The organism is Kribbella sp. NPDC104740 (assembly GCF_055583505.1).
In genome coordinates, this window is sequence record NZ_JBVJNV010000005.1 from 328,568 (window position 1) to 353,590 (window position 25,023).

The 25,023-nt window shown below is 70.4% G+C and carries 25 protein-coding genes; 14 read left to right on the forward strand and 11 right to left on the reverse strand.

The genetic code is table 11. From position 1 onward, the window contains the following. Positions 1–65 precede the first annotated feature (65 nt). Positions 66–1,940 carry a Stk1 family PASTA domain-containing Ser/Thr kinase gene (gene pknB / locus ACZ6Z4_RS27155; RefSeq protein WP_465569857.1) on the forward strand — a complete coding sequence of 625 codons (1,875 nt, stop codon included), beginning with the start codon at positions 66–68 and terminating at the stop codon, positions 1,938–1,940. A gap of 57 nt (positions 1,941–1,997) precedes the next feature. Here pknB and ACZ6Z4_RS27160 read toward each other — a convergent pair whose 3' ends face one another. Beyond that, entirely contained in the window at positions 1,998–2,615 is a 618-nt protein-coding gene (locus tag ACZ6Z4_RS27160) for an aminodeoxychorismate/anthranilate synthase component II (RefSeq protein ID WP_465569859.1), read from the reverse strand. Between the two features lie 21 nt (positions 2,616–2,636). Further along, on the reverse strand, positions 2,637–3,362 hold the full coding sequence (locus ACZ6Z4_RS27165) for a DUF881 domain-containing protein (RefSeq protein WP_465569861.1): 726 nt from the start codon (positions 3,360–3,362) through the stop codon (positions 2,637–2,639). A 169-nt stretch (positions 3,363–3,531) separates the two neighbouring features. On the opposite strand from ACZ6Z4_RS27165, the gene ACZ6Z4_RS27170 reads away from it, so the two are divergent. After that, a complete protein-coding gene (locus ACZ6Z4_RS27170; RefSeq protein ID WP_344177597.1) occupies positions 3,532–3,795 on the forward strand; it encodes a cell division protein CrgA in 264 nt (87 codons plus the stop codon). 94 nt (positions 3,796–3,889) lie between these two features. Here ACZ6Z4_RS27170 and ACZ6Z4_RS27175 read toward each other — a convergent pair whose 3' ends face one another. Further along, positions 3,890–4,699 carry an AfsR/SARP family transcriptional regulator gene (locus tag ACZ6Z4_RS27175; protein ID WP_363676807.1) on the reverse strand — a complete coding sequence of 270 codons (810 nt, stop codon included), beginning with the start codon at positions 4,697–4,699 and terminating at the stop codon, positions 3,890–3,892. Between the two features lie 259 nt (positions 4,700–4,958). Between ACZ6Z4_RS27175 and ACZ6Z4_RS27180 the strand changes: the two genes are divergently transcribed. The 5 genes from ACZ6Z4_RS27180 to ACZ6Z4_RS27200 all read left to right on the forward strand — a co-directional run bounded on the left by ACZ6Z4_RS27180 (position 4,959) and on the right by ACZ6Z4_RS27200 (position 8,652). Further along, on the forward strand, positions 4,959–5,162 hold the full coding sequence (locus ACZ6Z4_RS27180; RefSeq protein WP_363676808.1) for a hypothetical protein: 204 nt from the start codon (positions 4,959–4,961) through the stop codon (positions 5,160–5,162). Positions 5,163–5,251: 89 nt separating this feature from the next. Continuing rightward, entirely contained in the window at positions 5,252–5,776 is a 525-nt protein-coding gene (locus ACZ6Z4_RS27185; protein ID WP_465569864.1) for a MauE/DoxX family redox-associated membrane protein, read from the forward strand. A 19-nt stretch (positions 5,777–5,795) separates the two neighbouring features. Then, entirely contained in the window at positions 5,796–6,353 is a 558-nt protein-coding gene (locus ACZ6Z4_RS27190) for a TlpA family protein disulfide reductase (RefSeq protein WP_465569867.1), read from the forward strand. Beyond that, a complete protein-coding gene (locus ACZ6Z4_RS27195; protein WP_465569870.1) occupies positions 6,353–8,164 on the forward strand; it encodes an ABC transporter ATP-binding protein in 1,812 nt (603 codons plus the stop codon). Before ACZ6Z4_RS27190 ends, ACZ6Z4_RS27195 begins: the two co-directional genes overlap by 1 nt. Further along, entirely contained in the window at positions 8,161–8,652 is a 492-nt protein-coding gene (locus ACZ6Z4_RS27200; protein WP_465569872.1) for a S26 family signal peptidase, read from the forward strand. The genes ACZ6Z4_RS27195 and ACZ6Z4_RS27200 overlap by 4 nt, the downstream gene beginning before the upstream one ends. On the opposite strand, the gene ACZ6Z4_RS27205 is transcribed toward ACZ6Z4_RS27200, so the two are convergent. Next, a complete protein-coding gene (locus tag ACZ6Z4_RS27205; RefSeq protein ID WP_465569874.1) occupies positions 8,645–9,523 on the reverse strand; it encodes an alpha/beta hydrolase in 879 nt (292 codons plus the stop codon). The two genes, ACZ6Z4_RS27200 and ACZ6Z4_RS27205, sit on opposite strands and share 8 nt — an antisense overlap. A gap of 97 nt (positions 9,524–9,620) precedes the next feature. Between ACZ6Z4_RS27205 and ACZ6Z4_RS27210 the strand changes: the two genes are divergently transcribed. The 6 genes from ACZ6Z4_RS27210 (at position 9,621) to ACZ6Z4_RS27235 (ending at position 14,946) form a co-directional block, all read left to right on the forward strand. Next, complete coding sequence (locus tag ACZ6Z4_RS27210) at positions 9,621–10,154, forward strand: EXLDI protein (RefSeq protein WP_465569876.1); 534 nt, start codon at positions 9,621–9,623, stop codon at positions 10,152–10,154. A gap of 135 nt (positions 10,155–10,289) precedes the next feature. After that, positions 10,290–11,234 carry an ATP-binding cassette domain-containing protein gene (locus ACZ6Z4_RS27215; protein WP_465569878.1) on the forward strand — a complete coding sequence of 315 codons (945 nt, stop codon included), beginning with the start codon at positions 10,290–10,292 and terminating at the stop codon, positions 11,232–11,234. Next, complete coding sequence (locus ACZ6Z4_RS27220) at positions 11,231–12,022, forward strand: ABC transporter permease (RefSeq protein ID WP_465569880.1); 792 nt, start codon at positions 11,231–11,233, stop codon at positions 12,020–12,022. The genes ACZ6Z4_RS27215 and ACZ6Z4_RS27220 overlap by 4 nt, the downstream gene beginning before the upstream one ends. A 56-nt stretch (positions 12,023–12,078) precedes the next feature. Then, positions 12,079–12,987 (forward strand): hypothetical protein, encoded by a 909-nt coding sequence (locus ACZ6Z4_RS27225; protein ID WP_465569883.1) that lies wholly within the window; start codon positions 12,079–12,081, stop codon positions 12,985–12,987. Beyond that, the gene (locus ACZ6Z4_RS27230; protein ID WP_465569885.1) at positions 12,980–14,266 is read left to right on the forward strand and encodes a methyltransferase family protein; all 1,287 of its coding nucleotides are present in this window, start codon (positions 12,980–12,982) and stop codon (positions 14,264–14,266) included. The genes ACZ6Z4_RS27225 and ACZ6Z4_RS27230 overlap by 8 nt, the downstream gene beginning before the upstream one ends. 35 nt (positions 14,267–14,301) lie before the next feature. Beyond that, a complete protein-coding gene (locus ACZ6Z4_RS27235) occupies positions 14,302–14,946 on the forward strand; it encodes a TetR/AcrR family transcriptional regulator (RefSeq protein ID WP_465569887.1) in 645 nt (214 codons plus the stop codon). A 14-nt stretch (positions 14,947–14,960) separates the two neighbouring features. Here ACZ6Z4_RS27235 and ACZ6Z4_RS27240 read toward each other — a convergent pair whose 3' ends face one another. Next, positions 14,961–15,653, reverse strand: coding sequence for a pyridoxamine 5'-phosphate oxidase family protein (locus ACZ6Z4_RS27240; RefSeq protein WP_465569889.1), 693 nt, complete (start codon positions 15,651–15,653; stop codon positions 14,961–14,963). A 67-nt stretch (positions 15,654–15,720) separates the two neighbouring features. Here ACZ6Z4_RS27240 and pdxR point away from each other — a divergent pair, with 67 nt between their 5' ends. Then, complete coding sequence (gene pdxR, locus ACZ6Z4_RS27245) at positions 15,721–17,124, forward strand: MocR-like pyridoxine biosynthesis transcription factor PdxR (RefSeq protein ID WP_465569891.1); 1,404 nt, start codon at positions 15,721–15,723, stop codon at positions 17,122–17,124. Here pdxR and ACZ6Z4_RS27250 read toward each other — a convergent pair. The 6 genes from ACZ6Z4_RS27250 to arfA all read right to left on the reverse strand — a co-directional run bounded on the left by ACZ6Z4_RS27250 (position 17,113) and on the right by arfA (position 24,879). Beyond that, positions 17,113–18,015 (reverse strand): glycoside hydrolase family 43 protein, encoded by a 903-nt coding sequence (locus ACZ6Z4_RS27250; RefSeq protein WP_465569893.1) that lies wholly within the window; start codon positions 18,013–18,015, stop codon positions 17,113–17,115. The two genes, pdxR and ACZ6Z4_RS27250, sit on opposite strands and share 12 nt — an antisense overlap. 83 nt (positions 18,016–18,098) lie before the next feature. After that, positions 18,099–20,318: a family 43 glycosylhydrolase gene (locus ACZ6Z4_RS27255; RefSeq protein WP_465569895.1), complete on the reverse strand. Its 2,220-nt coding sequence runs from the start codon at positions 20,316–20,318 to the stop codon at positions 18,099–18,101. A 25-nt stretch (positions 20,319–20,343) separates the two neighbouring features. Next, on the reverse strand, positions 20,344–21,171 hold the full coding sequence (locus tag ACZ6Z4_RS27260; protein WP_465569897.1) for a carbohydrate ABC transporter permease: 828 nt from the start codon (positions 21,169–21,171) through the stop codon (positions 20,344–20,346). After that, on the reverse strand, positions 21,168–22,049 hold the full coding sequence (locus ACZ6Z4_RS27265) for a carbohydrate ABC transporter permease (protein WP_465569899.1): 882 nt from the start codon (positions 22,047–22,049) through the stop codon (positions 21,168–21,170). The genes ACZ6Z4_RS27260 and ACZ6Z4_RS27265 overlap by 4 nt, the downstream gene beginning before the upstream one ends. Next, on the reverse strand, positions 22,046–23,374 hold the full coding sequence (locus tag ACZ6Z4_RS27270) for an ABC transporter substrate-binding protein (RefSeq protein WP_465569901.1): 1,329 nt from the start codon (positions 23,372–23,374) through the stop codon (positions 22,046–22,048). Before ACZ6Z4_RS27270 ends, ACZ6Z4_RS27265 begins: the two co-directional genes overlap by 4 nt. Beyond that, positions 23,371–24,879 (reverse strand): arabinosylfuranosidase ArfA, encoded by a 1,509-nt coding sequence (arfA, locus tag ACZ6Z4_RS27275; protein WP_465569903.1) that lies wholly within the window; start codon positions 24,877–24,879, stop codon positions 23,371–23,373. The genes ACZ6Z4_RS27270 and arfA overlap by 4 nt, the downstream gene beginning before the upstream one ends. Positions 24,880–25,023 lie beyond the last annotated feature (144 nt).

Below are 25,023 nucleotides of genomic sequence, written 5' to 3' on the forward strand. Positions count from 1 at the left end.
GCTACGGTGGGCGAAATGTACGTGTTGTGGCCAGGCAGGATCCGCGCAGGTTGGAAGGCAGAGCAATGACATCGCAGGCACGTCTCGTCGGCGGGCGCTACGAGGAAGGCGAACCGCTGGGACGGGGAGGCATGGCCGACGTCCGTCGGGGCGTCGACAACCGGCTCGGCCGGGCCGTCGCGATCAAGCGGCTCCGGGTGGACCTGGCCAGTGACTCCACCTTCCAGGCCAGGTTCCGGCGTGAGGCGCAGTCCGCGGCCTCGCTGAACCACCCCACCATCGTGTCGGTCTACGACACCGGCGAGGAACCGGACCCGAACGGCTCCGGCATCACCATCCCGTACATCGTGATGGAGCTGGTCACCGGCAAGACGCTGCGCGACCTGATCCGCGAGGGCCGCAAGATCATGCCCGAGCGCGCCCTGGAGATCACCTCCGGTGTGCTCGAGGCGCTCGACTACAGCCACCGGGCCGGGATCGTGCACCGCGACATCAAGCCCGGCAACGTGATGCTGACCCCGCAGGGCCAGGTCAAGGTGATGGACTTCGGCATCGCCCGCGCGGTCGCCGACACCACCTCGGACATGACCCAGACCGCGGCCGTGATCGGTACGGCGCAGTACCTGTCGCCCGAGCAGGCCCGCGGCGAGACCGTGGACGCCCGCTCCGACCTGTACTCCACCGGTTGCCTGCTCTACGAACTGCTCACCGGCCGGCCGCCGTTCGTCGGCGAGTCCCCGGTCTCGGTGGCCTACCAGCACGTCCGGGAGCAACCGGTCCCGCCGTCGTCGTTCGACCCCGACATCCCGCCGGAGGTCGACGCGGTCGTACTCAAGGCGCTGGCCAAGCCGCGCGAGGAGCGCTACCAGAGCGCCGCCGAGATGCGGCAGGACATCCACCGGGTGCTCGCCGGGCAGCAGGTGACCGCGCCGATGGCCGCGGTCGCCGAGACCCGTGCGATGGCGCCGACGGCGGTCGCGCCGGCCGCGGCCACGCAGGCGTACCGGCAGACCCAGTCCGACGACCTGCTGCCGCCGGACGACGGGATGGACGAGGCCGAGGCCGCGCGCGCCCGGCGCAACCGCGGGCTCGCGTACTTCCTGCTCGGGCTCGCGATCGTCGCGGTCGCGGTGCTGGTCTACGTGCTGATCAACAACGGGAACAAGGACAACAACGGCGGCGGTACGCCGGACGTCACCCAGGTCGCGGTGGCGAACGTGGTCGGGCAGAACGTGCAGCAGGCGACGGCGACGCTCGCGGCGCAGGAGCTGAAGCTGACGTCGACCGGCGCGGCGAACCCGACCGTCCCGAAGGGCCAGATCGTCAGCCAGACCCCGCCGGCCGGCCAGCAGGCCGACAAGGGCACGACCGTCTCGGTGGTGGTGTCCAGCGGACCGACGTCGTTCTCGGTGCCGAACGTGATCGGCAAGACCACGAGCGAGGCCCGGCAACTGCTGCGGGACGCACCGGGCGACTTCAAGGTCGCCGAGAAGGTCAACACCGTCGACGACGAGTCCGCGAAGGGCACCGTGCTGGGGCTCGACCCCGACGCCGGCGGCAAGTACCCGAGCGGCCAGACCTTCACGCTGACCGTGTCCAGCGGCTCGGTGAAGGTGGCCGTCCCGGACGTCACCAAGCAGAACCAGGACGACGCGGCGAACGCGCTCAAGGCCGCGGGTTTGCAGGTCGGCTACGAGAACGCGCCACCCGGCTCGAACCAGCCGGAGGGCACGGTCGTGTCGCAGAGCGTCGCGCCGGGCACGAAGGTCGACAAGGGTTCCAAGGTGATCATCCGGATCGCCGGGCCGCAGCAGCCGACCGGCGACCCGACGGACACCCCGACCGGTGACCCGACCGACCCGGAGGACCCGACCGACACCCCGCCGCCGACCATCGGCTTCCCCGGTGGCGGAGGCGCGGTCGCGGGCCGGCTTCCGTAGTACGGACGAAAAGACCGCGGTACCCGAGGTCGGGGTACCGCGGTCTTTTGTTGTTCGTCAGCTGACGACGGGCGCCATGCCTGCCGAGCGGGCGACCGCGTCCGGGTCGCCGCAGATCGACAGCCAGTTGGCGAGCATCCGGTGGCCGCCCTCGGTGAGCACGGACTCGGGGTGGAACTGGACGCCCTCGACCGCGACGTCCTTGTGCCGGGCGGCCATGATCACGCCGGCCTCGGTGCGGGCGGTCACCTGGAGCACGTCCGGGACGCTGTCCTGGACGATCGCGAGCGAGTGGTATCGGGTCGCGGTGAACGGCGACGGCAGCCCGGCCAGCACGCCGGCGCCCTCGTGGAACACCTGGCTGGTCTTGCCGTGCAGCAGCTCGTCGGCGCGGCCGACGACACCGCCGTACGCGACGCCGATCGCCTGCAGCCCGAGGCAGACGCCGAAGATCGGGACCTGGCCGCCGGCCTGCTTGACGATGTCGACGCAGGCACCGGCCTCCTCAGGCGTGCCCGGGCCGGGCGACAGCAGGACACCGTCGTACGCCGTGGCCTGCTCGGGGGTCACCTCGTCGTTGCGCAGGACCGTGGTGTCGGCCTGCAGCTGCTGCAGGTATTGCACCAGGTTGTAGACGAAGGAGTCGTAGTTGTCGACGACGAGGATGCGCGGCATGACAGGAGTTTACGGGCGAAGTCAGCGGCCGGTGCTGGACGGGCTCACCGTGGGCGTCTTGGCGAAGCCGGGCACCGTCGCACTCTGCAGGTCCAGCGTCCCCTCGTACGCCGGCATCGCGATGTTCGACTGGTTCTTCACCTCGTACCCGAGCTGGAACTTCACCACGTAGTCCTGCAGGTTCTCGATGTACTTCGAGTCGTCCAGCGACTGCTGCAGCTTGCGGCGGTCGCCGATCGCGGTGATCCGGTACGGCGGCAGGTACGGCACGCCGTGCAGGACGACCGAGTTCCCCACGCACTTGATCCCGGTGGTCGAGATCACCCGGTGGTCCTGGATCGAGATCGCGTCCGCGCCGCCGGCCCAGAGCGCGTTCACCACGGCCTGGATGTCCTGCTGGTGGATCACCAGCCAGTCGGCGTCGACGTCCGGGTTGTCCTTGACCACCTCGGGCGGCGCGTCCTTCAGCGTCACGGTCAGCCCGGGCCCGGTCACCGGTGTCGTCCCGACCGCGACCGACAGCTCCTCGAGCTGCTTGGTCAGCTTGGGCGGGAACGAGCCCTGCTGGGCGCGCAGCTTGTCGATGTCACCGCTCAGCGCGGCGTGCTGCTTGGTCAGGCTGGCGCTGCGCCGGCTCTGTTCCTCGACGAGGCCGGCGAGCGTAGTGTTGCGACTGGGACGGAGGTCGGTGCCCCGCGCGTTGGTGGCACTGGTCGCGAACAGCAGCCCGGCGCACAGCAGCGCCACCGGCGCACCCGCGCGCCAGAGCGAAAAACGCCGCCACCTGCTCACGTGACCCCCATGCTCCCGTCTGCACTACGCTAACCGAGGCCAGACCCGTCGGTGTGGCTGGTGGCAGCCTCGCGAACCGAGGGACCACCACTCACCTTAGTGTCCGCTACAAGGAGCCCAAGTCGTGCCCGAGTCGAGCAGTCGCGAAAAGAAGAAGAAGTCGGCCGCGGAGAAGCCGCAGAAGACTCCGAAGAAGCCCCGCACCTCCAGCCGCCCGTGGGTCGCGCCGCTGATGCTCGGCTGCTGGCTGCTCGGGCTGATCTGGCTGGTGGTCTTCTACGTGGCGGGTCAGGACATCCCGTTCATGAACGACCTGGGCAACTGGAACCTGCTGATCGGCATGGGTCTGATCGCGGTCGGGTTCGTCGTCTCCACACAGTGGATCTGAGCCGTCCGACCCGAAGTTATCCACATCGGTATCCCCAGCTGTGCACAGCTTTCGGTGGACTTCTCCCCAGGTTTTCCCCGGGTTGTGCACAGTTTCAGGCCGAAAAAGAGCCAAATCTGTGGATTGTTGAGGTTTGATCACCATGTTGTCCACAACTGGGGAAGACGGCTTCCCGGTCCCGGCGGAGCATCGCGCGCTGCAGGTCGAAGAGCTCGTCGGACGGCTCCAGGCCTAGCTCCTCACGCAGCACCCGCGCCGCCCGGGACCAGGTCCGCAGCGCGCCGGCGACGTCGCCGGCCAGGTAGCGGGCCCGGACCAGGTTGGCGTGCGCCCGCTCCCGGAAGGGCGCGGCCCGCAGCACGTCGTTGAGGTCCGGCACCACCTCGGTGGTCCGCCCGAGCAACAACCCCACCTCGGCGCGCCGCTCACAGACCGTCAGCCGCAGCTCGTCCAGCGGCGCCACCCGCCGCCGGAACCGGTCCGACGCGGTGCAGTCCTGCCCGACCGGCCCGCGCCACAGCTCGAGCGCTGTGGACAACGTCCGCTCCGCTTCGTCGTACCGGCCGTCCGCCCGCTCCGCGTCCCCTCGTACGGCGAGCCCGCGGAAGACCGCCAGGTCCAGCTCCTCCGGCTCGGCCCGCAGGCAGTAGCCGGCTCCGCCGTCGGTCCGGACGGTGACGAGCCGGTCCTGCAGGCTCGGGGAGATCGCGCCGAGCTGCCGCCGCAGGCGGGTGACGTGCAGCCGGAGGTTGTTCTGCGCGGAGCGCGGTGGCCGGTCCCACAAGGCCTCGAGCAGCTGCTGCACCGGGACGACCCGTCCTTCGGCCAGCATCAGCGCCGCCAGGACGCCGCGGACGGGGGCCGACGAGACCTCCGCGACGCGGCCTCCTGCTTCCACTTCCACTCGCCCGAGCATGCGGAAACGCACCAGGTGCCCCCCTTGGATCCGACCGGTTGCAGACGTCCCCCGACGCCGGTGATCTCAACGCGTCCACTCTGCGCCACGGAGGGTGACGAGCGCCAGCCTTTTCTCCCTGGTGACAACGATCGCCAGGTGACCCTCGGCCGGTCCCCATGCGGAAGTCATGCCGGCCGGATGCGGCCGGCTCCTAGGTTCGGCGCCGTGGCGATCGCCACGAACCGCTGACCGAAGGAGACGGCAGATGCGAAACCTGACTGTGCTGACCGACAAGCTGGTCGGACTGGTGGTGCCGAAGGTGACCGCCGAGGCGCAGGCCCAGGCCTGTTACGAGGTCCGCAGCTACTGCGACCCGGACTGCTCGTTCTGGTGGTGGCGCCGGGCGCACATCATCTCGTGCAACGGCGTCCAGCACATCGAGTTCGAGTGCTGCGGCTGCGGCTGCTGATCACCGCACGGTGAAGGCCGGGTGCCGCGCCCTACGGAACAGGGCGCGGCACCCGGTGCCCGCATCGTAGCCATCCGGAAGGTGCTGCCGTGTCCCGCTACGTCCTGCTCTGCTGCCAGTTCCTGTTCGGTGCCGCCTTCGCGGTCTCGCTCTGGTCCAAGGTCCGCAACCGCCGTGCGTACGCCGAGTTCGCCGCCGCGATCCCGCAGCTCGCGCCGTGGGCTCCGGCCCGCCTGGCCGGTCCCGGCGTCGTGCTCGCCGAGGCCGCGATCGTGGGCCTGGTCGTCGTACCGGCGTGGGCTCCGGCCGGGTTCGCGCTGGCGACCGCGCTGCTCGCCGCCTTCACCGTGGCGATCGCCGGCACCGTACGCCGTCAGCGCGCGGTCACCTGCCAGTGCTTCGGCACGTCCACGACCCCGGTCGGGCCCGCCCACCTGATCCGCAACGGCGCCCTGCTGCTCTTCGCGGTCGCCGGCCTGCTGACCGGTCTGGCCGCGGACCCGGGCCCGGTCGTCCCGGGGATCCTCGCGGCCGCTGCCCTCACCGGGCTGGTCGCCGCCGCCGTGGTGGTGCTGACCGACCAGATCGCAGAACTCTTCCGCTCGACCGTCTAGCTCGCAGGAGGTATCCCAGATGTCCGTCGCACTCGCTGTCGCCGTCCTGGCCGGACTGCTCAGCACCCTGAACCTGGCCCTGACCGTCGGGATCGTCCGGCGCCTCCGCGAGCAGGCTGCCCAGCCGGCCTCCGCACCGAAGCCGATCACCGTGAAGGTGATGGCCCAGCCCGGCGACCGCCCGCAGCCCTTCACCGCGGTCACCACCGACGGCGAGAGCGTCGACCAGTCGCTGCTCACCGGTGGGCGGACGCTGGTCGGCTTCATGGCCAACGGCTGCTCGTCCTGCGAGGAGCGGCGCCCGGAGTTCATCCAGTTCGCGCAGCGGTTCGCCGGCGGTCGCGACCGGGTCCTGGTCACCGTGGTCACCAACACCGAGGACGTCTCGGCCGAGGTCGGGATGCTGGCGCCGGTCGCGCGCGTCGTCCTGCAGGACCGGCCGGGGACCGAGGTGGCGGCCGCGTTCGGGGTCACCGGCTACCCGGCCTTCGCGGTCCTCGACGCCGACGGCACGGTGATCACCTCCGGCACCTCGGTCCAGGACCTCGACCTCACCCCGGCCCTCGTGGGGCTGTGATGCGCGGGATCGGCCAGGCTCTGCGGCTGACCTGGCAGACCAGCCGCCTGCTGACCTGCGGGTACGTCGTCGTCGCGCTGCTCGGAGCGCTGCCCGCGCTGGTCACCGCCTGGCTGACCAAGGACCTGATCGACACCCTCACCGCCGGTGGCGCGCAGACCGGCGAGGTGGTCCGGATCGGTCTCGCGCTGGCCGGCTCCGGTCTCCTGGTCGCGCTGCTGCCGGTGCTGACGATGTTCGTCCAGAAGGAGACCGAACGCCGCGTAGGCCTGGTCGCGCAGGACCAGCTCTTCCGCGCCACCGAGCGGTTCACCGGCATGGTCCGCTTCGAGGACCCGGCCTTCCTGGACAAGCTCCGGCTCGCTCAGCAGTACGGCGGCGCGACCCCGGGCGTGGTCGTCGGCACCACCCTGTCGACGGCGCGGACCGGGCTGACCGCGATCGGCTTCCTCGGTTCGCTGCTCATCCTGTCGCCCTGGCTGCCGGTGCTGGTGCTGGCGTCCGCCGTACCGGTGCTGCTGGCCGAGTTGTCGGTTGCCCGCCGCCGGGCGGCGTTGCAGGGGAGGCTCGGGCCGGTCGAGCGGCGTGAGTTCTTCTACCGCGAGCTGCTGACCAACGTGCAGGCCGCCAAGGAGATCCGCCTGTTCGGGATCGGGACCTTTCTGCGCGACCGGATGTCGGCCGAGCGCCGGCACGCGAACCGGCGGCTGACCCGGATGGACCTGCGGGACACCGCGATCCAGACCGGTACCGGCCTGCTGACCACGCTCTTCACCGGCGCCGCGCTGCTCTGGTCGCTGGCGGCCGTGCTCGCGGGCCGGATCTCGATCGGCGACATCTCGCTGCTGATCGCGGCGATCGCCGGGGTCCAGACCGCCGTGGTCGGCCTGTTGCGCGACGTCGGCAACGCGCACCGGCAGCTGCTGCTGTTCCGCAACTACCTGGACGTCGTCGGCAGCGAGCCGGACCTGCCGGTCCCGGCGAACCCGCTGCCGGTGCCCGCACTGCGCGGCACGATCGAGTTCGACGACGTGTGGTTCCGCTACGGCCCGGACCAACCGTGGGTGCTGAGCGGGGTGACCCTGCGGATCGCCGTCGGCGAGACTGTCGGCCTGGTCGGGCGCAACGGAGCCGGCAAGAGCACGCTGATCAAGCTGCTCTGCCGGATGTACGACCCGGTCCGCGGCGCGGTCCGGTGGGACGGCGTCGACCTGCGGCAACTGGACCCGGTCGAGCTGCGCCGCCGGATCGGCGCGGTGTTCCAGGACTACATGACCTACGACCTGACCGCGGCCGAGAACATCGGGATCGGCGACCTGGACCGGATCACCGACCCGGCCGCCGTCGAGGCCGCCGGGCGCCGGGCCGGGGCGCACGACTTCGTCACCGCGCTGCCCGACGGGTACGGCACGCTGCTCAGCCGGGTCTTCTTCCAGGGCGACGATCCGGACAACCCGATCGCCGGAGTGACGCTGTCCGGTGGCCAGTGGCAACGACTGGCGATCGCTCGCGCGTACGCCCGCGACAATCACGACCTGGTCATCCTCGACGAGCCGAGCTCGGGCCTCGACGCCGAGGCCGAGGCGGCCGTCCACCAGGGACTGGCCGAGCACCGCGCCGACCGGACCAGCCTGCTGATCTCGCACCGCCTCGGTTCACTCCGTACGGCGGACCACCTCGTCGTCCTGGACGACGGCCGGGTCATCGAGCAGGGCGACCACGCCACGCTGATCCGCCGGCAGGGGCTGTACGCGCACCTGTTCGCGCTGCAGGCGGAGGGCTATCAGGACCTCGTGCAGGAGGCGTCGTGATCGTGGCGACCGCTGTGCTGATGCTGCTGCTGGCCGCTACGTTGGTGTGGGTACGCCGGACCTGGCTGCGGGTGACCGTGGTCGGGCCGAGCATGCTGCCGACGTACCGGCCCGATGACCAGGTGCTGACCCGCAAGGTGCGGGCGGGCCGGATCCGGGCCGGGGAGGTCGTGGTCTTCGAAGGGCCGGCGGCCGACGAGGAGCACGCGGCGGCGCTGCTCGACCAGTTCGTCCGCGACTACGCGGTCGTCGAGCGCCGGCCGCTCGCGGCCGCGCCGCCGGAGCGGGTCCGGCGGCGGATGATCAAGCGGGTCGCGGCGGTGCCGGGGGAACGCCTGCCGTTCGACGTACCGGGGTATCCGGCGGGTTCGATCGTTCCGGCCGGAAGCCTGGCCGTTGCCGGGGACAACGCGGCAGCGAGCGTCGACTCCCGGCAGTACGGCTTCATCAACTTCGACCAGGTGGTCGGGCGGGCGAAGGTCAGCTGAGTACGCCGGCCAACTGCTGGTCGAAGTCGGCCGGGAAGGTGTGGGCGAGGTCCGGCAGGACGGTGACGGTCAGGCCGTAGGTGTCGAGGTGGGCGTCGGTGACGACGTCGAGCAGGTCGTCGTCGGCGCCGATCCAGATCGTTGCCGGGGACAACTTATTGGTGGTGGCAGCCGGAAGGGTGCGCAGCGCGGGCGCGAGCGCGAGGACGCCGGCCGGAGGCTGGGGCAGGCCGGTGAGCGCCCAGTCGACGGCGACTCGTCCGCCGGCGGAGAACCCGGCGGCGATCAGCGGCAGACCTTCGAGCTCGGCGGGCAGGTGCGTCAGCGCGCGAGCGACGTCGGCGCGAGCGGCCTCGGGGTCGGGCCAGGTGCGGTACATCGGGGACATCAGCTGCGAGGACTCGACGCAGACCAGCGCACAGCCGAGGTCGAGCACCGGAGCCCAGTCCCGTGCCGCGTGAGCAGCCCGCTGGCCGGCCCCATGAAGGGCAACGACCACCTGAACACATTCTCCAGCAGGTAGTTGGATCAGTGGGGGTGTGGGATCTGCTGAACGACGTTGCCGACTCGTGGTGACGAGCTGCTGAAATTCCGGGCGCTGCTGGAGCGCGGCCAAGTCGTCGTCCTCGGTGAGGATCGACTCCTCCCACCAGCCGCCGTCCGCAACTGCGCGCTGGAGAACGGCCAGCGCCTCGTCCGGGCGATCGAGCGAGCCGAGCAGACACGCGCGCAGGTGCGCGAGCTCGGCCGACCACGGGGTCAGGTCCTCGGCGGCATCCATCAGCGCGAGCGCGTCGGCGGCGCGGTCGGCGTCGTACAGGGCGGCGACCTCGTCGGTCAGGGCGTCGTAGCGGTCCTCGGCAGCATTCACGGACGCATCCTCGCAGGCCGCTGAGAAATCTACGCAGACATATACGTAGACACCTACGTAGGGCATATGTATAGTTCTACGTAGAAGGAGAGAGCACATGCCGAACAAGACGATCTACGTGTCCGACGACGACCTCGCGCTCTACAAGCGCGCGCAGGAGATCGCCGGCAACCTGTCCTCCGCGATCTCGACCGCGCTCCGGCGCTACGTCGAGATGGAGGAAGGCCGGCTCGAGGGGTACGACGAGATCACCGTGCGGGTCGGCCGGGGCGCCGGCCGCAAGCAGCGGTTCTCCGGGGTCCTGCTGGCCGAGGGCGGCCGGTCGAGCAAGGACGGCTACGAGGCCTTCAAGGTCTACCGCAGCCGGACCGGCAAGTTCGTCCTGCACGCCGACCGGCGCGACCAGTACAAGCAGGGCTCGACCAAGCCCGCGGCCACCGACGACGGCGGCTGGCGGAGCTGGATCGGGACCCTCGGCCTGCTCGACTCGTCCTGGAGCATGGCACAGGGCGAAGCGACGCTGTACGTCGTGGAGACCGTCGCCGAGCTGCGCGAGCTGATCCCCGAGGACCTCTACGTCCTGGTCGAGGAGGCGGCGAACCAGCCCGCCGTCGAGGACCTCGACATCTGATCCCGCCGCACTGACCAACTCCACAGCACCACCTGCTCCGGCGGCCGCGGGCCGTCCGGTCTGATTCGCACACCCTCCTTCCGACTCCCCACCCCTTCGGCGGCGCGAGCCTGCCCAAAAACCGAACGAGGAACCATGAACCCAGCGATCGAGGTCCGCGGGCTGCACAAGTCCTACGGCGACCAGACCGTGCTCGACGGCATCGACCTGACCGTTGCCGAAGGCACCATTTTCTCGCTGCTCGGCCCGAACGGCGCCGGCAAGACCACCGTGGTGAACATCCTGTCCACGTTGATCACCGCCGACGCCGGCCAGGTCCGGGTCGGCGGCGTCGAGCTGGCCGGCGCGCCGGACACGGTCCGGGCCGCCATCGGGGTCACCGGTCAGTTCTCCGCGGTCGACGGGCTGCTCACCGGCGAGGAGAACCTCTGGCTGATGGCCGACCTGCACCACCTCGGCAAGGCCGCCGGGCGGCGCCGGGCGACCGAGCTGCTGGAGCAGTTCGACCTGGTCGAGGCCGGGCAGAAGACCGCGATGTCGTACTCCGGCGGCATGAAGCGCCGCCTCGACCTGGCGATGACGCTGGTCGGCGACCCGCGGATCATCTTCCTGGACGAGCCGACCACCGGGCTCGACCCGCGCAGCCGGCACAGCATGTGGCAGATCATCCGGCAGCTGGTCGCCGGCGGCGTCACGGTCTTCCTCACCACGCAGTACCTGGAGGAGGCCGACCAGCTGGCCGACCGGATCGCTGTGCTCGACCACGGCAAGCTGGTCGCCCAGGGCACGCCGGAGGAACTGAAGCGGCTCGTCCCCGGCGGCCACGTCCGGCTCCGCTTCACCGCGCCCGACGAGCTCGACCTGGCCGCGGGCGTGCTGCCGGCCGGCGTACCGGACCACAGCGCGCTGGTCCTGCAGGTCCCGAACGACGGCAGCGTGCAGTCCCTGCGCCAACTGCTCGACCGGATCAACGACGCCTCGCTCGAGGTCGACGAACTGACCGTGCACACCCCCGACCTGGACGACGTCTTCTTCGCCGTCACCGGCCACCCCACCGACGAGAAAGTGACGACCCGATGAGCACCACGACCCTGCACCCGCTGGCCGACACCGCCACCATGCTGCGCCGCAACCTGCGGCACCAGCAGCGCTACCCCTCGATGACGCTGAGCACGCTGGTCAGCCCGGTGATCATGCTGCTGCTGTTCGGCCTGGTCTTCGGCAAGACCTTCCAGGCCGGGATCGGCGGCAACGGCTTCGACTACCTCGACTTCCTGGTTCCCGGGCTGCTGCTGGTCACGATCGGCTCCGGCACCGTCTCGACCGCGGTCGCGGTCTGCACGGACATGACCGAGGGCATCGTGGCCCGGTTCCGGACGATGGCGGTCTTCCGGCCGGCCGTCCTCACCGGGCACGTGATCGGCAGTCTGCTGCAGACGCTCGTCAGCGTCGCGCTGCTGATCGGCGTCGGCCTGCTGATGGGCTTCCGCCCGACGGCGACGTTCGGTGAGTGGCTGCTCGCGACCGCCCTGATCGCCGGTACGGCGATCGGCCTGACCTGGCTGTCGGTCGCGCTCGGCCTGACCTCGAAGACGCCCGAGGCCGCCAGCAACATCGTCCTGCCGTTCAGCCTGATCCTGCCCTTCCTGAGCAGCACGTTCGTGCCGATCGACTCGATGCCGGCCGGGCTGCGCTGGTTCGCGGAGTACCAGCCCTACACGCCGATCATCGAGACGCTGCGCGGCCTGCTGATCGGTACGCCGTACAGCGGGACCGACGCCTGGCTCGCCGGGGTCTGGTGCGTCGCGATCACGATCGGCGGCTACCTCTGGTCGCGGCGCCTCTACAACCGGGGAACAGCGGCCTGACCTGCAGAAAGGCCAGGTTTTGAGCACTCGCTCAAAACCTGGTCTATGCTGCGTTCATGACCACTCCCGAGCAACCGCCGCCCCAGGTCGCCTGGACCAAGCGGCTCCCCGCCCTGCTGATCGTCGGCGCGGCCGCCGTCCTGGCCCCGCTGACCCTGATCCAGACCGGCCGCCTCGACACCGCCGCGCTGTTCGTCGGCGCACCGCTCGCGATCGCCGTCGTGATCGCCCTGCTGCCGCCCGCGAAGAGCCTGCACGGGCTGACCTTCCGGGTCGTGACGTTCGCGCTGATGATCACGTCGGCGTTCCTGCACGAGGGGGCGGCGTGCGTGCTGATGGCGGCGCCGCTGGTGTACGGCGTCGCGCACTTCGTGGCGGAGGTGGTGCGGCAGTCGCGGATCCGGCAGGCGGGCCGGCGATATCAGGCGGCGCTGGCGATCTTCCCGCTGCTGGTCGCCGGGCTGGAGGGGACGGCGTACCGGGTGGATCCGGTGCAGCGGGTGAGCGTCGAGCGGGTGGTGGCGATGACGCCGGCCCAGGTCGACAGCCGGCTCGCGGAAGGGCCGGACTTCTCGGCGGCTCGGCCGTTCTTGCTGAGGCTGACCGGGTATCCGACGCCGGAGGTGGCGACCGGGTCGGGACTCCAGGTCGGGAGCGAGTGGTTGTTCTCGTTGGGTGGCGACCCGATCGCGACCAGGGTGACCGCGCACGATCGCTTCCGGACCGAGTTCGCGGTGGTGGCGGATCAGTCGAAGACGCAGCGGTGGTTGCACTGGGAGGCCGCGACGGTCGAGCTGTCCCCGCGGCCGGACGGGACGACGAAGGTCAAGCTGACCGTCGAGTTCACCCGCCGGCTGGACCCGAGCTGGTACTTCGGGCCGATCGAGAACGCGATGGTGGGCGCGGGGCTCACGCACTTCGCGGACAGCCTCGGGCTCGATGAGGCTGAGCGCACCGATGACTGAGTTGGTCGTCATCCGCTGGCTGTGCCTCGGGGTCCCCGCGCTGCTCGTCCTCACCCTGTGGAAAACCTGGGACTGGCGGCGCGCGGAGGCCGGGCGGGGCGCGGGGCCGGGCGCAGGAGCGCCTCTGCTCGGGTTTCTGTTCGCCTTCGTTGCGCTGGGAGCGACCAACCGGTTGGCTGTTCGGCTGGGGTGGTGGTCGTTCGAGGAGGTGGCGGGGAGCTTTCTGGGGATGCCGCTGGATCTGTGGATCGGGTGGGCGATGTGTTGGGGAGCACTGCCTGCGCTGGTCGGTGGGCGGCTGGTGGTGTGGGTGCTGGTGTGCGGGTGGGTTGATGTGCTGGTGATGCCTCGGCTCGACGGGTTGGTGCAGCTCGGGCCGCACTGGCTGCTCGGGGAAGGGCTTGCGCTGTCAGCTGTGTTGGTTCCTGCGGTGCTACTGACTCGGTGGACCAGCGAGCGCACTCACCTGACCGGCCGCCTGCTCCTCCAGCTGTTCGCCTTCACCGGACTGGTGCTCTGGCTGTTGCCGTCGGCGGTGATGGGCGAGGGCGACGGCTCGTGGGATCACCTGGTCGACGGTCCGGTCTGGCGGACCTCGCTCATCCTCCAACTGATGGCCCTCGCGGCAGTGCCCGCGCTGGCCGCCGTCGCCGAGTTCGCCGCGGGTGGCGGTACGCCGTACCCGTGGGATCCACCGCGCAGGCTCGTCACGACCGGTCCGTACGCCTACCTGGCCAATCCGATGCAGGCGTCGGTCGTCGTCATGCTCGCGCTGATCGCGGTCGGCACGCAGAGCTGGTCGCTCGCGCTGGCGACCGTCGGCGCGGTCTGCTTCTCGCAGTTCGTGGCCGACCCGCACGAGCGCGCGCAGCTCGCCGCTCGTGAGCCCGAGTGGGCGGCGTACGACCGAGCAGTGCGGCCGTGGATCCCGCGGCGTCGCCCGTACCAGCCGCAGGGGGAGCTCTACCTCGCCGAGAGCTGCACGATCTGCAGCCAGGCCAGAACGCTGATCGAGTCGACTTGTCCACAGGGGCTCAGCATCCAGCCCGCCGAGACGTATACGGTGGCTGCACTCCGCCGCGCTCTGTACGTCGGGCCGGACGGCACCCGAGTGAGCGGGCTGGGTGCGCTCGCCCGGGCCTTCCAGCACAGCGGACCGGGTTGGGCGTACGCCGGCTGGCTGATCGGGCTGCCCGTCGTACGGCCGGTGCTGCAACTGCTGCTCGACGGCATGGGCGGCGGGGAACGCGATCTGCCGGGCCGGGAGCTCGGTCCCTGACGGCGACCGGTGGACTTGGAGAGGAACCTCTGACGATGGCGAAGACCACCCGAGCCGACCTGCTCGCGGCCGCGCTGCGGACGATCGGCGAGCGCGGGTTCGCGGGGGCGTCGGCGCGCACGATCGCGACCGAGGCCGGGCAGAACCAGGCGCTGGTCTTCTACCACTTCGGCACCGTCAACGACCTGATCGCGGCCGCCTGCCGGGAGAGCACCGAGCAGCGGGTCGCGCTCTACCGCGACCGGTTCGACCAGGCCGGCACGTTCGCGGAGCTGCTCGCCGTCGGCCGCGAGGTGCACGTGACCGAGCACTCCGAGGGCAACGTCGCCGTGCTCGCGCAGCTGCTCGCCGGGGCGCGCGGCAACGAGGTGGTCGGTGCGGCAGTCGCGGACGCGCTGAACCTGTGGGTGGTCGAGGTCGAGAAGACGCTCGCCCGGGTGCTCGCCGGCAGCCCGCTGCTCCCGCTCGTCGATCTCGGCGGTCTGGCCCGGTCGATCTCGGCCGGGTTCGTCGGGATCGAGCTGCTCGACGGCGTCGATCCCGAGGGCGCGACCCGGGCACTGGCGTCGCTCGAGCAGCTCGCCGTACTGACCGAGACGCTGCTGTCGGAGCTCGACAACCTCGGCCCGGTCACCAGCCGCCTGGTGAAGCGGAAGCTGAACGCGCTCACCAACCAGTAGCGGCGCCCAGGTCCTCACCAACCGGTCGCTGCGGGGGCGCCCAGCTGGTTCGCCCGAGTCCGGACGTGCGCGGGGACGAGCAGGTCGCAGTCGTCGTTGGTGATCGGCTCGTCGGCGACCACGCGCAGCGGGACCACGCCGGTCCAGTACGGCAGGTCGAGGTCCTCGGGCTCGTCGTTCGCGCCGCCGGCCCGGGTCTTCACCGAAGCCTCGGTCAGGTCGAGCGCGAGCACCGAGGTCTTGGCCAGCTCCTTCTTGTTCGGGACGCGCGATCCGTGCGAACGGCCGGGGACGAGGTGGTCGACGATCACCGTCAGCCCGTGCAGCTTCTCGGTGGGATCGGTGACCAGCCGCGGAGTCCCGAGGACGACAGCCGACCGGTAGTTCACCGAGTGGTGGAACGCCGAGCGCGCGAGCACGAGACCGTCGACGTGCGTCACCGTCACGCAGATCGTCTGGTCCGGCGCGGCGACCACGCTCCGGGCGGCGACCGAGCCGTGCAGGTACAGGGTTCCGTCGGGTCCGCGGTCGAGGTCCACCCCGTACGCCGTCGGCAGCACCAGCGGGTCGCCGTCGAGCACGACCCCGAGGTGGCAGAACATGCCGGCGGCGAGCACGTCGTACAGGGCCTGGCGGTCGGTGGCGGCGCGTTCCTTCGAGCGGCGCACCCGGGTCCGGTCGGTCGGCGACAAAGGAATCGTGGTCATGGTTCGAGCGTGGCAGAGTAGTGGCATGCCTGCCCGGTCCACTTCGCGGTCATTCGAGTAGTCCATTGTGAGGGCTTCGCTGCCGCTGACCGTCGATCGCGCCGCCGGCGTCCCGCTGCACCTGCAGCTCGCCGAGCAGATCCGCGCGGCGATCCGGGACGGGCGGTTGCAGTCGGGGCACCGGTTGCCGTCGACACGTGATCTGGCGCGCGAGGTCGAGGTCTCGCGCGCGGTCGCGCAGGCGGCGTACGACCAGCTGCACGCGGAGGGCTGGATCGCGGGACGCACCGGGTCGGGGACGTACGTCGCCGACGTGGCGCCGCTGCCCCCGGCCGAGCACCGCGCTCGCCGGCGGAACGCGACAGCGGACTCCGGCCCCGCGCAGCCGCCGCGCCGCGAGCCGGGGCTGCTGACCTTGCGGCCCGGCATTCCTTTCATCGCCCGCTCGCCGGATCCCGGCTGGCGCCGCGCCTGGCGCGAGGTTTCTGGCCAGTCACCGCCACGAGGCTACGACCATGCGGCCGGCCTGCCCGAGCTCCGGGCGGCGCTCGCCGAGCATGTCGGCCGCGTGCGCGGGATCGCCTGCGGCCCGGAGAACCTGGCGATCACCAACGGAACAGTCCACGGGCTGCACCTGCTGCTGTCGACCACACTCACCCCCGGGGACCGGATCGCGATGGAAGACCCCGGCTACGTCAGCGCCGCCAACGCCGCACGCGCGCACCGGGTCGACATCGTCGACGTCCCGGTCGACGCCGACGGGTTGCAGGTCGCGCAGCTCCCGGACGACGTCGCCGCGGCGTACGTGACGCCCTCGCACCAGTACCCGCTCGGCGGCCGGCTACCCGTTGCCCGACGCAACGAACTGGTCCGCTGGGCGCGCCGCACCGGCGCCACGCTGATCGAGGACGACTACGACAGCGAGTTCCGGTACGACGTCGCGCCGCTGCCCGCGCTGGCGCAGCTCGATCTCGACCGGGTCGTGCACCTCGGCACGCTGTCGAAGATGCTCAGCCCGTCGCTCCGCCTCGGCTGGCTGGTCGCCTCCACCGCCGTGGTCGACCGGATCACGGCGTACCGGGAGCACACCAGCGACTGGCCGGCCTGGCCGATGCAGGCCGCGCTGCTCGCGATGCTCCGCGACGGCTACCTCGACCGTCTCGTCCGCCGCTCCAGCCGCCTGTACGCCGACCGCCGCAACCTCACCTGCCGCCTGCTCGCGCCGTACGGGCGGGTGGTCGGGCAGGACGCCGGGCTGCACATCACCCTGCTGCTGCCCGACCACGTCGACGACAACGCCCTCGCCGCGAAAGCCCGAGCCGCCGGCATCGCCGTCGCACCGCTCCGCGACTACCGACGCACCATCCCCGGCCCACCAGGCCTCGTGATCGGCTACGCGACCCCGTCGGACGAGGACCTGCTCACCGCCCTCAAGCTCCTCGCGGGTCTGCTCGCTGCCTCACGGCCGTGACGGGTTGTCCTTCAGCGGCGGCTGGACCTTCGGGGTGTCGCCGTCCCAGGTGAGCTCCGACAGCCACATCGTCCGGCCGGGCGGGTCCACGCCGACCAGTGCCGGGTCCCAGGCGTGGTAGACGAACCAGTAGCGGCCGTCCTTCTCCAGCACCATGTTGTGGCCCGGGCCGGCAGCGGCCTCCGAGGTCGTGAGGATGGGGTCGCCCGACTTCACGCACGGACCGGCCGGCGTCGCACAGACCGCGTGGCCGACGGCGTACTCGGCCTTGTCGTACGCGTTCGCCGAGTAGAAGAGGTGGAACTTGCCGTTGCGCTCCACCAGGTACGGCGCCTCGACCAGGTTGCCCTCCCAGGGCAGGTCCTGCTTGATCAGCTTGGTCGTCTCGCCGACCAGCTCCAGGCCGTCGGCCGACAGCTTGGAGACGTAGATCCAGGTGTCGACGCCGACCGCGTTGCCGTCGTTCTTCCAGTACAGCCAGCGCTGCCCGGTCGCGTCCGTGAACGGGCTGGCGTCGATCGAGCCACCGGCAGCTGCCTGACAAACCAAGGGATTCCTCGATTTGTCGACATATGGACCTTCGGGCCGAGAGGCGACCGCCACCCCGATGCACTGCCGCCCGGCGGCGTCGTTCGAACTCGTGTAGTACATGACGTACCGGTCGGCGCTGTGGACGGCGACCTCCGGCGCCCACACCTTCCCGGCCGACGTCCAGGCGGGCAGCTCGGGCAGGGCGTCGCCGACCTGCTCCCACTCGACCAGGTCCGCCGACTTCAGCGTCTGGATGTTGCCGAGCGGCCCGTTGGTCGCGAACGCGTAGAACGTGTCCCCGGCCGCGATCACCTGCGGGTCGGCGAAGTTGTTGTCGTAGACGGGGTTGCTGAAACCCACACTCGCTCCTTCCGAAGGCGGACCGGAGCCGCCGCACGCCGCCACCACAAGCAGCAGCAGCGACAGGGCCGGTCCGCGCAGCATCATTTGCTCTCGAAGAACCGCAGGTAGTCGAACGTCGCGACCGGCGCCGGGTTCGCCCCGGTGAACTCGCCGTGCGCGAACAGTCCCAGCTTGGGCGTCTCGCCGGCCGGCAGCACCCACGACGCGCCCCAGACCCACTTCTTGCCGTCGACGCTCGTCCCGGCCTGGTAGACGTGCTCACCCGCCGCGTTCCGGTGGAACGCGAGCCGCATCCACAGGTCCTTCGCCGACCGCCCGATCGCCGCACCGCCGTAGCTGGTCGCGCCGTCGGAGGCCCGGGCGACGAGCTCCCGCCCGTACTCCGTCTGCCGGGTCCGCCAGATCGACACGTCGCCGAGCCGGGCGAAGTCGTCGTCGTTGCGGTACGCGATCATCCCGGCCTGCTGGTAGTTGCGGATGTCGCCCTCGCCGAGGTCGAGGTGCAGCTTGGTCTCCGCGATCCACCGGTCGGTGGCCGGCGTCCGGTGGAAGAGCAGCCCGGCGTTGTTGCCACCGCCGACCAGGTCGGCGTTCTGCAGCGGCCAGGAAAGCTTGCCATCAGCAACCACCGCGTTGCTGTCCGGACGGACCCACGACCACTGCGAACCGAGCGCTCCGGTGAACTCGTCCGCGGCGAGCAGCTTGCCCGGTTTCGGCTGCGGCGCCAGCGCCTTCACCGGCTTGGCGACCGGCCTGACGGTCAGGTTGTCGAGCTCCGCCGAGCCCAGCCAGCTCACCGGCGCGGCCTTCACCTGCAGCTTCGGTACGGCGAGCCGCGCCTCGGCGTACAGGTCACCGAGGCCGGAGTCGCTGAGCCGCACGGTCACCACGCCGTCGGCGACCTGCACGCTCAGCTTGTTCCACTGCGCCCGGTCGAAGTCGGCCGGGATGGCCGCACTCGCGGTCTTCCCGCCGGCGACCATGGTGATCTTGCTCGCCGACACCGACGCGACGACCGAGCCGCCGACGACCGTCGTGAAGCTGCTGCCGAGCCGGACATCCGCGTCGACCCGCACCGAACCAGCCGGCGCGGACTGCTTGGTCGTCGCCGCGCCCTGGATCTGCGCGGTCGGCCCACCCAAAGCATCACCCGTACGACGGGTCGCCAGCCACAACCCGGAGGCCGGGTCAGCAGCCGTGATTCCCGCGCTCGAACCCGTCGTCGGCGCCGGCTGCGGCGTGTCCGACGGACCGGCACCCGCGCGGGTCCGCGGCCAGCCGTCGATCCAGTCGATCCGGTCGACCAGCATCGGCCGCCGGTTGATGCCGAACGGGTCGGTCAGCCACGGCGTCGCGCGGTCGATCGCGTGGTACAGGATGTGGTCCTGCCCGGCCGCGTCGGTGAAGAACGCGTGGTGGCCGGGGCCGATCCACTTGTTGCCGTTCTGGGTGAGGACGGTGGTGCCGCCGACCCGGGACTCGTTCATGCTCGCGCCGTCGGCGTCCAGGAACGGGCCCTTCGGCGACTTGGACCGGCCGGCGAAGACGGAGTACCCGGTGGTCGGGCCCGCGCAGCAGTTCATCGACGAGGCCATCAGGTAGTACCAGCCGTCGCGGTAGACGACGTACGAGCCCTCGTAGCGGTCGCCGACGGTGACCTGGGTGGGTTCGCCGACCGCGTGCAGGCCGTCGGCGGTGACCTCGGTGACGGAGATGCCGCCGTAGAAACCGCCGTAGTACAGGTAGCGCTTGCCGTCGGCCGCGGTGAGGAGGGCCGGGTCGATGGTGTTGAACCAGCCGCCGTTGCCGTCGGACTTGGGCGTCACCACCGGGCCGCCGCTGGAGGTCCACGGGCCGCTCGGGGTCGGCGCGGTCGCGACGCCGATCGAGTAGTCACCGCCGGGGTTGGCGGCGCTGTCGGTGACGGTGAAGTACATGACGTAGCGGCCGCCGAAGTACCGGATGTCCGGCGCCCAGAAGAACGAGCCGGGCGCGGCCCAGGCCGGCTTCGTCTGGTCGTCGAAGACCGTGCCGAGGTACTCCCAGGAGCCGAAGTCCTTGGTCCGGGCCATGTGCATCAGGCCGAACGGGCCGCCGGAGACCAGCGGGTCGGAGGTGGCGTAGGCGTACCAGTAGCCGTCGCGGCCCTGGATGATCGAGGGGTCGGCGAAGGTGTCGGCGAACGGCTGGGAGATGTCGTTGGTCGTGGTCACCGGCGCGGGCGCCGCGACCGCGGCCGTCGTACCGGTGGCGACGGCCGCGACGGCGAGCGCCGCGGCGAGGAGACGTCTGGGAGGCACTGGCGGGTTCCTCTCGGGTGGGGTTTCAGCCTTTGATGCCGCTGCGCGCGACACCTTCGATCACGTACCGCTGGACGAACACGTAGAGGATCAGGACCGGGACGGCGGCGACGGTCGCGCCGGCCATGATGACGGGGTAGTCGGTCGTGTAGGCGCCCTGCAGCAGGCTCAGGCCGGCCGGCAGGGTGAGCCGTTCGGGACTGAACAGCACGAACAGCGGCCAGACGAAGTCGTTCCAGTTCGCCAGGAACGACAGCACGGTCAGCGTGGCCAGCGCGGGTTTCGCGTTCGGCAGGATGATCCGGGTGAAGATCGTCCAGGCGTTCGCGCCGTCGATCAGCGCGACCTCCTCGAGCTCCTTCGGGATCGCCAGGAAGAACTGCCGCATGAAGAACACCCCGAACGCGCCGGCCGCACCGGGCACCACGAGCGCCCAGAACGTGTCCAGCCAGCCGAGCTTGTCCATCAGCAGGTAGTTCGGCATCAGGAACACGAAGCCCGGGACGAACAGCGTGAGCAGGATGAACGTGAAGATCGCCTTCTTGAAGCGGAAGTCCATCCGGGCCAGCGCGTAGCCGGCCATCGACGCGACCACGACGACCAGGACGGCGTGCAGGCTGGCCGCGGCGAAGCTGTTCAGCGCCCAGCGCAGTACCGGGTTCTGACCGCCGGTGGTCAGGATCTCGCCGTACGCGCGGCCGCTCGGGTCCTGCGGGACCAGCGTCGGCGGGTCCGCCTGGGACTCGCCGATCGTCTTGAACGACGTGATCACCATCCAGAGCAGCGGAAGGACGACCAGCAGCGTCAGCAGGATCACCAGCACCCAGAAGGCGGGCGAAGGTCGGCATCTCATGACTTGCGCTCCCTCATCAGGGCGAACGAGATCAGCGCCACCACCGACAGGCAGATCGCCAGCAGGTAGCTCATCGCCGCCGCCTGGCCCATCCGGAACTGGCTGAAGCCGATGTCGGTGATCACCATCAGCGCGGTCGTGGTCGTGTCACCCGGTCCGCCCTGGGTGATCAGCAGCGCCTGGCCGAACATGTTCGCGCTGGCCAGCAGCGTGATCGTCACGATGAAGACGGTCACCGGCCGCAGACCCGGCAGCGTGACGTGCACGAACTGCTGCCACCGGTTCGCGCCGTCGAGCTCGGCCGCCTCGTACTGGTCGGCCGGGATGTCCTGCAGCCCGGCCAGGTAGATGATCGCGTTGAACCCAGTGGTCCACCAGACCGTCACCGCGACCAGCGCGACGAACGCGTACGGCTGCTCGGTCGTCCACCCGATCTGCGGTACGCCGAACACCCCGAGGAACGCGTTCAGGATCCCGAACGTGGTGTCCATGATGTAGCGGAACATCAGCCCGATCACCGCCACGCCCAGCACGTACGGCGCGAAGTACACGGCCCGGAAGAACGTCCGCCCCGGGAAGTGCCGGTTCAGCAGCACGGCCAGGCCGAGCGGCACCGCGACCAGGAACGGCACCGACGCGAGCGTGAAGATCCCGGTCGCCCGCATCCCGTGCCAGAACGGCTCCGCCGTCGCCGACAGCGGATCGAACAGGTCCTTGTAGTTCTGCAGCCCGACGAACGGCTTGCCGGGCAGCTGGAAGTCCCAGTCGTGCAGGCTCATCCACAGGCCGAAGACGGCCGGCCCGAGGACGAACACCGTGAACAGGACGAGGTACGGAGCGAGGAACAGGTACGGCGTGGCTCGCCCGTGTCCTCTCATGCCCCGTACTTCTTGCGGTTGGCCTCCAGGATCTTGTCCGCCCGGGCCGCCGCGTCGGCCAGGGCCTTGGCCGGCTCGGTCTTCTGCAGCACCGCCTCGTTGACCGCCTTGTTCAGCTCGGCCAGTGCGTCACCGATGCCCGGCACCGGCGGCGGGAAGTGCAGGTCGTCGATCTGCGTCGCGAGCGCGGCCTGCTCCGGCAGCGCCTTGAACTCGGCCGACTCACGGACCTGCTTGCGAGCCGGCACCTGGCCGCCCTTGGCCCACTCCAGCGACTTCTGGCTGACGTAGTTCACGAACACGCGGGCCGCGGTGGACTTGTTCTGGTCCGGCGTCTTCAGCTTCGGCAGGCAGAACTGGTGCGAACCGGCCCAGGCCGCCTTGGTGCCGCCGATGTTCGGCAGCGGAGCGACGCCCCACTCCAGGCCCTTCTTCTCCTTGAACGTGTTGATGTTCCAGATGCCGTTCCAGACGAAGGCGTTCTTGCCGTTCATCACCGCGATGTTGTCGGCGTCCTGGGCGACGTTCTTCGGGCTGTGCCCGTTCTTCACCAGGTCACTGAACCAGGTCAGCGCCTTCACCCCCGGCTCCTCGTGCCAGACCGTCTTCGAGGAGTCCTCGTTGAACAGGTTGCCGCCGTACTGCCAGAGCAGCGCCTGCACACTCAGTACGCCGGTGAACGGGAACGGCGTCGCCCAGTGGCCCTGGATCCCCTTGCCCTTCAGCGCGTCCAGCGCGGCGGCGTACTCGTCGGCGGTGGCCGGCGGCTTGGCCGGGTCGAGACCGGCCTGGGTCATCAGCGCCTTGTTGTAGAAGAACCCGAGCGGGTGCACGTCGAGAGGGATGCCGTAGCGCTTGCCGTCGTACTCGCCGGCCTTCCAGACCACGTCGGCGAAGTCCTCCTGCTTCAGCTCCAGCGCCTTCGCCACGTCGTCGAGCGGCTCGATCACGTTCCGGGCGGCGTTGGTGGCCAGCGAGTCCACGTGCATGATCGCGACCGCGGGACCACGGCCGCTGCTGACCGCGGTCGGCAGCTTGGTGTAGTAGTCCGACCACTGCATCACGGTCATCGTGACCTTGATGTTCGGGTTCTCGGCGTTGAACTGGTCGACCAGCTTGCGCATGAACGGGCCGTCACCACCGGTGAAGCCGTTCCAGAAGTCGAGCTCGACCTTCGGGCCCTCGTAGCCCTTCGCACCGCCGTCACCGGTCGCGGGCGCCGCGCCGGGCTTGCCCGCCGAGCCTTCCCCGCAGCCGGCCAGGACGCCTGCCGCGCCGAGTGCTCCGATACCGCCCAGCACGAGTCGCCGGTTGATGGTGTTCACCGTGTACCTCCAGGGGAGAGCCTGATCATGTGCCACGAAGCAGGGGGCAGCGTGGCGCGGCAGATGCCGTTGTCGATGCCGGTCCCGTCGACCGGTCGGGGGACGACCCGGTCCGGCTGGGCGGCTGTGTTCACCGCTGACCGGTCGTCGTCGTACACACCAAGGTGTTCCGTGAGCCGCAGGTCCCCGAGCGCCTGCAGCGGTACCTCGAGCGGGACCGTCTCGGTCTCGCTGCGGTTCACGACGAAGATCGCCACCTCACCGGTGCTCTCGTCGTACGTCGCGGTGCTCCACAACGCCGGTACGTCGCCGTACCGGGCGGTGCTGACGGTGGGCCCGGCGATCTCGGTCCGCAGGACGGTCGAACCGGCGTACCGGGCGGTGAGCGCGAACGGGTGGAAGGTGGTCTGCCGCCAGGCCGCGCCGCCGGGATCGGTCCGGATCGGGCCGATCACGTTGACCAGTTGCGCGAGGCAAGCGATCTTGACCCGGTCGGCGTGCCGCAGCAGCGTGATCAGCAGGCTGCCGACCACGACGGCGTCGTCGACGCTGTAGGTGTCCTCGATCAGCGGGCCGACCTCGCGGACGCCGAGGCCGAGCTCGCCGGGGAAGCGCTGCTGGTACCAGACGTTCCACTCGTCGAAGGAGAGCGTGATCTCCTTGTCGCTGCGCTTCAGCGCCTTGACGTGGTCGGCGGTGGCGACGATCGCGGTGATCATCTGGTCCATCTCCTGCGCCGAGGCCAGGAAGCTGGCCTGGTCGCCGTCCTTCGGCTCGTAGTACGCGTGCAGGCTGATGTGGTCGACCAGGTCGTAGGTGCGCTCCAGCACCGTGCGCTCCCAGTCGCCGAAGGTCTCCATCTGGGCGTTGCTCGAGCCGCAGGCGACGAACTCGAGGTCCGGATCGACCCGGCGCATCGCGTTCGCGGTCTCCTCGGCCAGCCGGGCGTACTCCTCGGCGGTCTTGTGGCCGATCTGCCAGGGCCCGTCCATCTCGTTGCCCAGGCACCAGACCCGGATGTCGTGCGGCTCCTTGGTGCCGTTGGCGACCCGGCGATCGGGCAGCTCGGTGCCGGCCGGCAGGTTGCAGTACGACAGCAGCTCGACGGCGGCCTGGATCCCCCGGGTGCCCAGGTTGACCGCCCAGATCGGCTGCACGCCGGCCTTGCGCGACCAGGTGACGAACTCGTCGGTGCCGAACTGGTTCGGCTCGATCGCCCGCCAGGCCAGGTCGAGCTTGCGCGGCCGGTCCTGCTTCGGGCCGACGCCGTCCTCCCAGTCGTAGTTGGAGACGAAGTTGCCGCCGGGGTAGCGGACCGCGGTGACGCCGAGCTCGCGGACCAGCGCCAGGACATCGGTCCGGAACCCGTCCAGGTCGGCGTCCGGGTGCTCCGGCTCGTAGAGGCCGGTGTAGACGCAGCGGCCCATGTGCTCGACGAACGAGCCGAACAGGCGCCGGTCCAGACTCCCGACCACGAACGCGGGATCGACCGCCAGACGTGCCACAGGCCCTCCTGAGTGGTGTTTACAACGTTTACCAGCGAAGCTGTTGGGGGATTTCTACAACGATTGACATCCGCTGTAAAGAGCTGACCGTTCCGAGCTGCGGAACCGGGCGTGGCAGACTTCGGCCGAGCGAGCAGGGGAGAG